The organism is Sphaerimonospora cavernae (genome assembly GCF_042435035.1).
GTDB lineage: Bacteria > Actinomycetota > Actinomycetes > Streptosporangiales > Streptosporangiaceae > Sphaerimonospora > Sphaerimonospora cavernae.
This window is the reverse complement of sequence record NZ_JBHMQT010000070.1, coordinates 1-10,562: the sequence shown is the minus strand read 5'-3', so window position 1 is coordinate 10,562 and position 10,562 is coordinate 1. Positions and strand designations below refer to the sequence as shown.

The 10,562-nt window shown below is 69.3% G+C and carries 7 protein-coding genes; 1 reads left to right on the top strand and 6 read right to left on the bottom strand.

Features of this window, described 5'->3' with window-relative positions:
• The first annotated feature begins 193 nt into the window (after window positions 1–193).
• Window positions 194–868 carry a Uma2 family endonuclease gene (locus tag ACFHYQ_RS28420; protein ID WP_394304222.1) on the top strand — a complete coding sequence of 225 codons (675 nt, stop codon included), beginning with the start codon at window positions 194–196 and terminating at the stop codon, window positions 866–868.
• Window positions 869–872: 4 nt separating this feature from the next.
• Here ACFHYQ_RS28420 and ACFHYQ_RS28415 read toward each other — a convergent pair whose 3' ends face one another.
• The 6 genes from ACFHYQ_RS28415 to ACFHYQ_RS28390 form a co-directional block, all read right to left on the bottom strand.
• Entirely contained in the window at window positions 873–4,157 is a 3,285-nt protein-coding gene (locus tag ACFHYQ_RS28415) for an ATP-dependent helicase (RefSeq protein ID WP_394304255.1), read from the bottom strand.
• 104 nt (window positions 4,158–4,261) lie between these two features.
• Window positions 4,262–7,582 carry an ATP-dependent helicase gene (locus tag ACFHYQ_RS28410; protein ID WP_394304221.1) on the bottom strand — a complete coding sequence of 1,107 codons (3,321 nt, stop codon included), beginning with the start codon at window positions 7,580–7,582 and terminating at the stop codon, window positions 4,262–4,264.
• Window positions 7,583–7,715: 133 nt separating this feature from the next.
• Window positions 7,716–7,940, bottom strand: a complete 225-nt coding sequence (locus ACFHYQ_RS28405) for a hypothetical protein (RefSeq protein ID WP_394304220.1) — start codon at window positions 7,938–7,940, stop codon at window positions 7,716–7,718.
• A gap of 24 nt (window positions 7,941–7,964) precedes the next feature.
• Entirely contained in the window at window positions 7,965–8,429 is a 465-nt protein-coding gene (locus ACFHYQ_RS28400) for a hypothetical protein (RefSeq protein WP_394304219.1), read from the bottom strand.
• A gap of 29 nt (window positions 8,430–8,458) precedes the next feature.
• Complete coding sequence (locus tag ACFHYQ_RS28395; RefSeq protein WP_394304218.1) at window positions 8,459–9,601, bottom strand: type I restriction endonuclease; 1,143 nt, start codon at window positions 9,599–9,601, stop codon at window positions 8,459–8,461.
• A gap of 655 nt (window positions 9,602–10,256) precedes the next feature.
• Window positions 10,257–10,562: ATP-binding protein (locus tag ACFHYQ_RS28390; RefSeq protein WP_512701478.1), on the bottom strand; the 306-nt coding region annotated here is incomplete at its 5' end.

The following is a 10,562-nucleotide window of genomic DNA, read 5'->3' as shown; positions in this document are numbered from 1 at the left end:
CCACGCAAGGGGGAGACCTGCTCCCAGGGGTGAGGTTCTCTCCATCCAAGGTGCCGTTTTCCTCCGCCGCGCCTGGTCGTACGCCTTTCGGTCTCCTCGCTTCTCTGTTTGCAGTGCTGTTACGTTCTGTGGTTCCAAAGCAACGATGCGTACCATCGGAAACGTAGGGAGTCTCAGAGAGGATGGCGATCAGATGGCGCTCACGATGCCGACGAAGCACGGCAGGCACCAGCAGCACCCGCACATCCACCCAGCACCACCACCAACACCCGCGGATGTCCCCAGGCCGGAGCCGGTCGACGAGAAGGACGTCATCCAGCGGCTCTGCCTGGAGCTCAATGAGGCCGGCTACACGGCCGAGATCTCACGGGGCCAGGTCGTCGTGAGCCCGAGGACACGCAGGGAGAGTTCCAACATCGTCGACCGGCTCTCCGACATCCTGTACCCGCTCAAGCTGGCCAACGGCTGGCGCTTCCACCAGACCTGGGGAGTGCATATCCCACCCTTCCCCGACTTCCGGCTTCCCGACCTGATGGTCGCCCCGGACGACGCCGAACAGTTCGACGACATGAGCATCAAGGGACACAGCGCGCTGCTGGTCGCGGAGGTGTGCTCGCCGGGCACCCGTTCCGTGGACTGGGAGGAGAAGCCGCTCGACTACGCCCGGGCCGGCGTCCCGCTCTACCTGATCGTGGATCCTCTCGCGGAGCCGCGGACCGTGGTGCTGCTGAGCGATCCGCTGCCGGATCTCACCCCCGACGACGATCGGGAGCCGTACCGGCAGATCGTGATGGCCGAGGAAGGCGAGCTCGTCGAGCTGCCGGAGCCGTTCGGGATCAAGCTGGACACCGGGACGCTCTTCGGCTGACCCGTCAGTCCACCTCGGGCACCCGCCGGATCAGGGCCGCCAGGCCGTCGGCGTCGAGCAGGTCCACCGGGCGGATGGTCTCGTTGGACCGGACGTAGTGGAACGCCGCGCCGACCTTCTCCAGCGGCGCCCCCACCAGCGCGGCCCAGGCCATGCGGTACGCCGCGAGCTGCACCGAGGCGGTCTCGGCCGCCCTGCCCTGCGGCCGCTCGCCGGTCTTCCAGTCGACCACCACGAACCCGTCCCCCTCCCGGAAGACCGCGTCCATCCGGCCGCGCAGCAGCCGGTCGGCGATCACCGTCTCGAACGGCACCTCCAGGTCGAGCGGCTCACGCCCGGCCCACACGCTCTCCTCGAACCGCTCCTGCAGTTCGGCGAGCTGGACGTCGGCGTCGGACGGCTCGTCGGCGGCGCCGGGCAGCTCGAAGTCGTCGATGAGGCGCTGCTGACCCCAGCGCGACTCCAGCCAGCGATGAAACGTGGTGCCCCGCCGGGCCAGCGGCGCCGGTTTGCGCGGCACCGGCCGGCGCACCTGCCGGGCGAACGCCATGGGATCGGCGGCCAGCGTCACCAGCGACGACACCGTCAGCCTGGCCGGCAGCTCGACTACCGCCTCGGTCCGCCTCCGGTTCGTCTCCCGCTCCCGCAGCAGCAACTCGGTGTCCCGCGCCCACAGGCGCATCCGCTCCCGGTCCCAGTCCTGGAGCTCTCGGGCCCCGTGATCCGCCCGGGCGTCACCTGCTACCCGCGCGTCCTCGGCCCGTGAAACCTCCGCCAGTGCTTCCTCGACCAGTCGGGCACCATCGTGGATGCCCTCGGCCACCGAGACGACGGGCCACTCCTGCTGAGGCGGCTCGACGAGCCGCGGGTTCTGCTCGCCTTCGTCCTCGCCGCTCTCGTGCCAGCCGTCGATCAGGGCGCCCGCATCGCGGACCTCCGTCAGGAAGGCGGACGGTTCAAGGGGCCTGGATGAGGTCCCCCACCGGTAGCCGGACGCGACCAGCAGGTAGTGCGCCCTCGTCACCGCCACGTAGGCGAGCCGTCGCTCCTCCATCAGGTCACGCTCCCGGCACCGCTCGTCGAAAGCGGCCAGGACGTCTTTCTCCAGACCGGTCAGCTCAGGAAGATCCATCCGGTCACCGCGCAGCGGGTACGGCAGCTTGCGCGGGTTCCTCGTCCAACTGGGGTTGGTCGCCGGCATGGCCGGGAAGATCGTGCCCTTGGCCAACTCCCCCTTCTGGGTGGTGGCCTGCGACAGCCCGGGGACGATGACGATCGGCCACTCCAGCCCCTTCGACGCGTGGATGGTCATCAACTTGACGCTGTTGGTGTCGCCCACGCGCCCGCCTTCCAGCCCGAACTCCTCGGCCTCGGCGGCATTGAGATAGGTGAGGAAAGCACCGAGGGTCGGGTCCTCCGCGTCACCGGCGAAGCGGGTCGCCGCGTCCAGGAACGCATCGAGATCGGCACGAGCCGCGAGCGGACCGCCTCCCTTGGCCGCCACCTCGATGTCGAGCCCCAATCGCCGCTCGATCTCGCCGATCAGGTCCGGCAGCGGCTGTCCGGCATGAGCACGCAGCAGGCGGAGATCACGGGCGAGCCTGGGCAGCCGCTCCTGTGCGGCCGCCGAGAAATCCTTCAGCGATTCGGACCGCCGGTCGGACAGCTCGGGCAGTTCATCGAGCGCGTCGATGAGGCTGCCGCGCTCTTCGGCGAGCTCGATGACGACCTGGTCCAACAGGTCTCCGGTCCGCTGTTCACCCTGCTTCCCGTCCCGGATCTCCCGGCTGAGATCGCGAGCCAGCGCGCCGAGCGCCGCGAGGTCGGCCGGGCCGATCCGCCAGCGTGGCCCGGCGAGCAGCCGTACCAACGCGTCACCGGCCGTGGGGTCGTACAGCGTCCGCAGGGTCGCCACGATGTCGGCGACCTCGGGCACCATGAGCAGCCCGCCCAGGCCCACCACCTCGACCGGGATGCCCTGCTTCTCCAGCGCCTTACGCAGGGTCGGAAACTGTGACCGTCTGCGGGCGAGGATCGCCACGTCTTTTGGCTGCACAGTCCTGGGCTGCACCGTTTCCCCGTTCGGGCCGCGCTCCCCGTCACCCCAGGGCAGGCCGTCCGGGGCGCCTTCCCGGCGGAGCAGCGTGCCCACCCGTTCGGCGATCCATTCGGCCTCGGCATCGGCGGTCTCGTGGAAGGCGCAGACCACCCGCCCGCGGCCGGCCCGGTTCTCGCCCGGGCGCAGCACCGGCACCTGTCGTGCCTCGGCGCGCAGCGGACGCTGGATCGCCGCGGCCACGCCCAGCACCTGCTCGCCGTTGCGGAAGCTCACGGAGAGCTGCCGCACGGGCGCGGGATCGCCGACGGCGGTGGGGAAGTCCTGGGGAAACCGCGACAGATTGCCCGCAGAAGCGCCACGCCAGCCGTAGATCGACTGGCAGGGGTCGCCGACGGCGGTCACCGGGTGGCCGCCACCGAAGAGCGCGCGGAGCAGTACGAGCTGGGCGTGGCTGGTGTCCTGGTACTCGTCGAGCAGCACCACAGAGAACCGGGCGCGCTCCACCGCCCCCACCTCGGGATGGCGGGTGGCGATCCGCGCCGCCAACGCCATCTGGTCGCCGTAGTCGATGACCTCGCGGCCGCGTTTCAGCCGCTGGTACGCCTCGACCATCGGCAGCAACTGCTCGCGGACCGCCTGAGTGTCGACGGGAGTCCGCTGATCTTGATTGGTTCGCCCTGGCAGTCCGAGCAGCCGCTTCCGTAGCCACCCGCCGAATTCCCGCACCTCGTCGGGGCTGCGCAGGTGCTCGGCCAGCTCCCCGGCCAGTTCCAGGACGGCCTTGGTGACGCTCACCGGTCCGTAGTCGACCCTGTCCATCGGGCCGTCGTACTGACCCACGACCCGGGCCGCCATCTGCCAGGCGATGGCCGGCGTGACCAGGCGCATGGTCGGTTCCAGCCCCTCACGGAGCGCGTGGTCGGCGACCAGTCGGGCGGCGTAGGCGTGATAGGTCGAGATCGTCGGCTCCGCGTCGAGCAGCTCGGGCTCGATCAGCTTGGCCTCAAGCAGGCCGTTCAGACGTTTACGCACCCGCTCGGCGAGCTCGGCCGCCGCCTTTCGGGTGAAGGTGAGCCCCAGGATCTGCTCCGGCTTCGCCTTGCCGTTCGCGACCAGCCAGACGACGCGTCCGGCCATCGTCTCGCTTTTGCCCGACCCCGCACCCGCCACGACCACGGCGGGCTCCAGTGGGGCTTTGATGACGGCCGCCTGCTCCGGCGTGGGCGGCATGATGTCCAGCCGGCGGGCGAGCTCCTCGGGGCTCAGTGCCGGACCCGATGCGGGCCGCGTCGCACGCTCGGGCAGATCATCGTGCGGCGTCCAGGTCCTGTCGCTCAACACACCTGGCCTCCCTTGTCGTCGAGCGGGCAGACGAGCTTCGCCGCGCAGGTGCGGCAGCCGTCATTGCGCTTGGCGATGAAGTGCTCCCGCCGCATCCCGTCCGCGACGCTCTCGACCAGGTCCCTGGCCCAGTTGCGCTCGGGATCGCCGCCAAGCGCCGGCTGCACCTGCTCGATCGCGTCCGTCTTGCCCCCGGCCTTCCCCACGTGTACGAGCGACGCGCCGCCCACTCCTTCTTCGAACTTCTCGCGGCCGATCCGTTCGAAGGCACCGAGCAGCGCGGCGAGCTGATAGACGCCGAGCTGCGGATGCCGGGCGATCTCGGCCTTCTTCGGCTTGCCGGTGCCGGTCTTGATGTCGACGATGACCGGTAGGCCTTCGCTGTCACGCTCCACCCGGTCGACCCGGCCCTTGATCTGGATCTCCCGCTCGGGCAATGCCACGGTGAAGCCCTGCTCCGTCTCGACCAGCTCGCGCGTGTTGTTTTTGTGCCACCGGACGAACCGGTCGATCATCTGCTCGGCGAGCTTTCGCTGCTTGTGGTTGAACCACACCCCCCCGAAATCGAACTGGTTCCAGATGCCGTCCAGCCGTTCGTGGAGGTCCACGCCGTCATCGGTGGCCAGGACGGCCAGCGCGTGGATGACCGAGCCCAGATGCTGGGTGGCAGCGGATCCGCCCGCGCCCACCGCCCGCTCCAGCAGCCAGCGCAGGCCGCAGGTGTCGAACGTCTCCACGGCCGAGGGCGAGATCTGGACGATCCCGTCCGGCCAGTCGATCGGCCGGGTGTCGGAAAGCTCCGTCATCGCGTACCACTCGCTCGGCGCGGCGCCCGGCACCTCGGCGCGGGCGAGCCTGGCGAGGTGGGCCGCCGCCTCGCGGCGCAGCGCCTCCGGCTGCTCAGGATCGCAGACCACCGAGCGAAGGTCCGCCACGAGCGCGGGCATGCTGAGCCAGCGCGCCCGGTCGTCCACGGTGGCCTTCTCGACGCCGTCGGACAACAGTTCGGTGAGGAAGCGGGACGGCCGCTCCTCGGTGTCCTCACCGCCGACGGCCGTGACGACCAACCGGCTGCGCGCCCGGGTCGCCGCCACATAGAACAGCCGCCGCTCCTCGGCGAGCAGCTTGGACGTGAGCGTGGCCGTCGCCGCGTCGGGGCCGCTCGGCTCCGCACCCGCGGTCAGCTCCACGAGCGCGTCGGTGCCGAGGAGTGACCCCCTCAGCCGCAGGTCCGGCCAGATCCCCTCCTGCACCCCGGCGACCACGACGACGTCCCATTCGAGCCCTTTGGAGCGGTGTGCCGTGAGGATCCGTACGGCCTCGCCCTCCGGGGCGGACTCGGCGAGCGTGTCACCGGCGATCTCCTGGGAGGTCAGGTCGTCGAGGAACACCTCCACCTTGGCCTTGGGCAGGCGGTCGGTGAACCTGGCCGCGTGGTCGAACAGCGCGACGACGGCGTCCAGATCCCGGTCGGCCTGGGCTCCCCGATACCCCCCGGACAGGCCCGCCTCGGTCCACCGCTCGGCGAGCCCGCTGGCCTGCCAGAGCTCCCACAGCGCCTCCTCGGCGCCGAGGCCCTGCCGTACGGCATCGCAGGCCAGTTTGAGCAGACGGGCGACCCGCTCGACCGGGAGGGCGATGTGCGACTCCACCCCGATCAGTTCTCTGATATCCCATAAGGCGGCGACCAGCAGTTCATCAGACGACCGCGGCTTCCGCGCATCGGCCTCAGGCGTGGCGTCAGACCCGACTGAGCCGTGCGCGCTGTCGCCCGAGCCGCTGCCGTCCGGACCGGCGCCATCCGGGTCGACGGACGCCGGTTCTTTGGAGACGGCATCGCGTTCGGCGACGCGCAGGGCTCGGCGCAGGCGGCGGACGCCGATCGTGTCCGTGCCGCCCAGCGGGCCGGTCAGCAGTTCCTCGGCCGTCGCGACGTCGAGCGACTCCCGGCGAACCGCGTCGTCGGGCGACTCCCGGCGGACGGCGACCTTGAGCAGCGTGATGAACGGCCGGACGCCGGGCTCGGCGACGATCGGCAACTCGTCACCGGCGACCGTCACCGGCACGCCGGCGGTCATGAGCGCCCGCCGAAGCAGCGGCAACTGCCTGGCCGTGCTGCGCACGAGCACGGCCATCCGCGACCAGGGCACGCCGTCGATCAGGTGAGCCCGGCGCAGCGTGTCGGCCACCACCGCGGCCTCCTGGCTCTCGCTGTCGGCCAGCAGCACTCTGACCTCGCCCGGCGCGATCGCCGGCGTCGGCAGCAGATCGCGGTGTCCGCCGCCGGAACCCGGCAGGGGGGCGGCGGGCAGTCGGCGGGCGACCCGGCGGGAAGCGTCGAGCAGCACCGGGCCGCTGCGCCGGCAGACCCGCAGGGCGATGACCGGCGCGTCCCGCCCGTCCCGGGTGGGGAACCGCTGCGGAAACTCCAGAATCCCCCGCACATCCGCACCGCGGAAACCGTAGATCGACTGGTCCGGGTCCCCCACCGCGATCAGGTCGCGGCCGTCTCCGGCGAGCTGTCCGAGTAGATCCTCCTGCGCGGGATCGGTGTCCTGGTACTCGTCCACGAGCACGACGTCGTACGCGTCCCGCTCGCGCTGCCGTACGTCCGCGTCGTCCACCAGCAGCCCGGCCGCGTCCCGGATCAGCTCGGCGTAGTCGAGCGCGGGCACCGGGTCGAGGTCGAAGCGGTTGTGGTAGCGGCCGAAGAAGCCGCCGGCGGCCACCCAGTCGTCTCTCCCCTGCGCTCGACCCAGGCGGACGAGCGCCTCACCGTCCAGCCCGCGCTCGGCCGCCCGCGACAGGAAGTCACGCAACTCCTCGGCGAACCCGCGGGTCTTGAGCAGCTCCCGCATGTCGGCAGGCCAGTGCCGCCCTCCGTCCTCCAGCTCGCCCAGGAGCAACCGCCGTACTTCGAGGAGCTGCTCCGGGCCGGTCAGCAGCCGCGGCGGCGGCCGGTCGTCCAGCACGGCCTCGCGGCGCAGCAGGGCGTACGCATAGCTGTGGAAGGTGAGGGCCAGCGGGGTCCTCGTGGTCCTGCGCATCCGTCCGGTGATGCGTTCGCGCAGCTCACCGGCGGCCTTCCGGCTGAAGGTGAGGACCAGGACCCGTTCCGGGTCGACGCCCCGCCGCTCGATCCGGTCGACGACCGTCTCCACTATTGTGGTGGTCTTCCCCGTGCCCGGCCCGGCCAGCACGAGAAGCGGGCCGCTTTCGTGCTCGACGACGGCACGCTGATGCTCGTCCAGCACGGGAATGTCGCGCCGCCCCAGGCCTTCCCGGCGCACCAGGCGGTAGTTCTGACCACTCACAACTCAGCATTCCACCAGATGACGGGCACAGATCGTGCCCGATCGCCCAGCCCTGTGGAAAAGAGTGGCCAGAGCCCACACATGTGGAGCAAGTGACCGGGCCGTCTTGCACCGCTCAGCCGAAGAGCGCCTGTCAGAGCAGATCCAGATCGGTGCTGTCGAGCCGCTTCAGATTCTCCAGGAGGGCCTGGGCCTGTTGCGTCTCCGGGTCATCGGCGCCCAGGACCGCGATCATCTCGGGGAGTAACGCGCACAGGAGGGTAACCTGGTCGAAGCCCTTCCAGACCTCGCCGTAACCGCCCTCGCCCAAGCGTGAGACCAGCTGGTACCGTTCCCCGACGACTGCGCCCGCATCCATGATCACGCTTATATCACTGGCGTATCACTCAAGGTCGTTGCTTTCGCGGATCATTCGGTACACCTGCTTGCGGCCCAGGTCGGTGATCCTCGACCGGAACAGCGAGTCGTCGAAGAAGCGCTGCACCAGGTTGGTGTTTCCGGTGTGCCGGTCGACGACGACCTTCTCCAGGTGGTCGGCGAAGACCTCGCCGAAGTTCGCCTCGTCGTTGACGAGCGCGGCCACCTTCAGCGACTCGTTGCCGACGGCCTCCTGGAACTGCTGCTCCACCCAGATCTGGTCGGCCTCGGACAGGCCCAGGCCGTACTTGTCGTTGACGGCGGCGATCAGCGCGTGCAGCGACGTCATCTCCGGCTCGGCCGCGGCCGAACTCTCCCCGGACGGCGCGGGCAGCATCACCTCCCCGCCGGGCACGGGCGTCAGGCTGACGTCGTGCTCGCCCGTCTTGCTGATGCGCAGATGGGTGAGGTCGACCTCGCCGATGTCCACCGCGGGGTCCTCGCGGCGCGGCAGGCGGTTCAGCAGGAACCTGCCGAAGTGCCCTTCTCCAGCGCTTCCGGGGCGATCTCGGCCAGGCTGTGGGAGGTGTGCAGGTTGGACAGCGAGTGGGCGAGCCAGGCGATCGTGTTCGACTTGCCCGATCCCGCCGAGTGTTCCACCAGATAGTTGTGGCCCGAGCCGTACCGTCTGGCGTGCGTGGTCAGATCCCGTACGGCGTGCCACTGGTGGTAGCGCGGGAAGATCAGCGGGAGCTTGTGGGCCTTTCCGGGCTGCGTCCTGCGCCCCCGGCCCTTCTTCACGTCCTCGTCTTCCACGTGCAGGAACCGCTTGAGCAGGTCGAGCCAGGTGTGCGACTCCCAGATCTGCTCCCAGAGATACGCCGTCCGGTAGCCCGCTGCGCCGATCTGCGCCCCGCTGAGCTGCGCTTCGCCGATCTGTGCCTCGCCAACCTGTGCCCCGCTGATCTGTGCCTCGCTGATTTGGGGGTTGCCCGCGCCGCCCTTGTTGCCCGGACCGCCCGTGCCCTGGTTGAACGGAAGGAACCGGGTCTTCTCCCGGGCCAGCCGCGTGGTGAGGAACACCAGATTCGGGTCCACCGCGAAGTGGACCAGCGTCCTTTTCGCGAACACCGGCTCCTTGGGGTCGCGCGCCTTGTACTGCTCCTTGGCGTCCTCGACCGTCTGCCCGGTGAGGTCGTTCTTCAGTTCGGCGGTGGCGACCGGGATGCCGTTGACGAACAGCGCCAGATCGACCGAGTCGTTCCCTTGGGCCGCGTATCGGAACTGCCGCACCACGCTCAGGATGTTCTTGCCGTACGGCTCCAGCGCATCGGCCGCGATCGTGTGCGCCGGCCGGAAGTAGGCGATCCGGAAGGTGATACCCCGGTCCTTGACGCCGTGCCGGAGGACCTCGAGCGCCCCGTCGGCGTCGATCGTCTTGGCCACGACCTCCGCCAGCCGCCGCGCCGCCCCCGCCTCATCCCCAGCCTGCAGGGTGACCAGGCGAGTCCATTGCTTGGGCTGGGTCGCCTGGACGAAGTGCAGCAACTCGGTTGGGTTCAGACCGAGCGCATGGTCGAACAGCTCGTTCGAGCCCCTACCCCACCCCCGCTTGAGCAGAGCCGACTCGATGGCGTCCTCAAAAACCTTCTCATGATGCACCGGGGCCATGCTCGCGTTCCCTTCGCCGGGGTCTCCATCATGGGTGGCGGGACTTGCAAGGGCGGATACACATGGTGTCACTGGACGACACCGTCATATCGCCATGCGAAAGAACCCTTCAGCGGAAATGAGACCTGATCGACTCGTGAACATAGTACACAACTACATAGCCGAGCCCAACCGATCATCAGCCATGCTCCATGGCGGGACCGTAGAAATGCCACCGATGCCGGCGACGGTCTCATGGTGGGCTCTCAACCCATTCGACAGCACCGCCACCTCGACGTCCCTGTTCCACGGCCTTGAGAGAAGCTCTGTATGGATAGCGCCGCCATCTGCGTCCGACAGAGACGCTGGCAGGCAAACAGATGCCTGTGTATGCACACAGAGGCCTGTGTCCCAGACAGAGGCCGCAAAGGCGCCATGACGGTCGGGGCGGCTGGACAAGACCGGCCAGGAGAACGGATTCGTCTTGTGGCGTGTCTCTAGGGAATGGATGATCGGCTGGGCGGCCAGGCGGGCGTGAGCTCGATGAACTGCTTTGGGCACGGCGACGCCGAGGCGGCCACCCGCTGATGCGGCCCCTTGGTAGTGCTCCACAACGACGCCAGTCGCTGCGCTCTCTGTGTCTATGTGGACCCTTGTGTCTCGGGGTTCAGGCGGCACCGTGGGCGATCTCGAACCACACGACCCCTGCTGCTTCGTCGTCCAGGTGAGATCCCCAGGCGGTAGCCATGAGATCAAGCATCCACAGTCCCCGCCCACCGTCGCTGTCGTCGTGCACCTGACGCACCACGGGAGTACTGGTTGCCGATCCTTCATCGATCACTTCGACGTGCACCTTCCCGCACCCGGCAGCCAGATACACGGTGACCAGCCCGTCCGGTGCGATTCCGGAATCGGTGTCGGGTAGCCCCAGCGCATTACTGCGCCGGGGCCCCCTCAGAACCGGACGTGCCAC

Excerpts from the sequence above, each read along its gene's own strand:
- ACFHYQ_RS28420 (WP_394304222.1), top strand. The coding sequence starts at position 194 with ATGGCGCTCACGATGCCGACGAAGCACGGCAGGCACCAGCAGCACCCG.
- ACFHYQ_RS28415 (WP_394304255.1), bottom strand. The coding sequence starts at position 4,157 with ATGCCGCCCACGCCGGAGCAGGCGGCCGTCATCAAAGCCCCACTGGAG.
- ACFHYQ_RS28405 (WP_394304220.1), bottom strand. The coding sequence starts at position 7,940 with ATGGATGCGGGCGCAGTCGTCGGGGAACGGTACCAGCTGGTCTCACGC.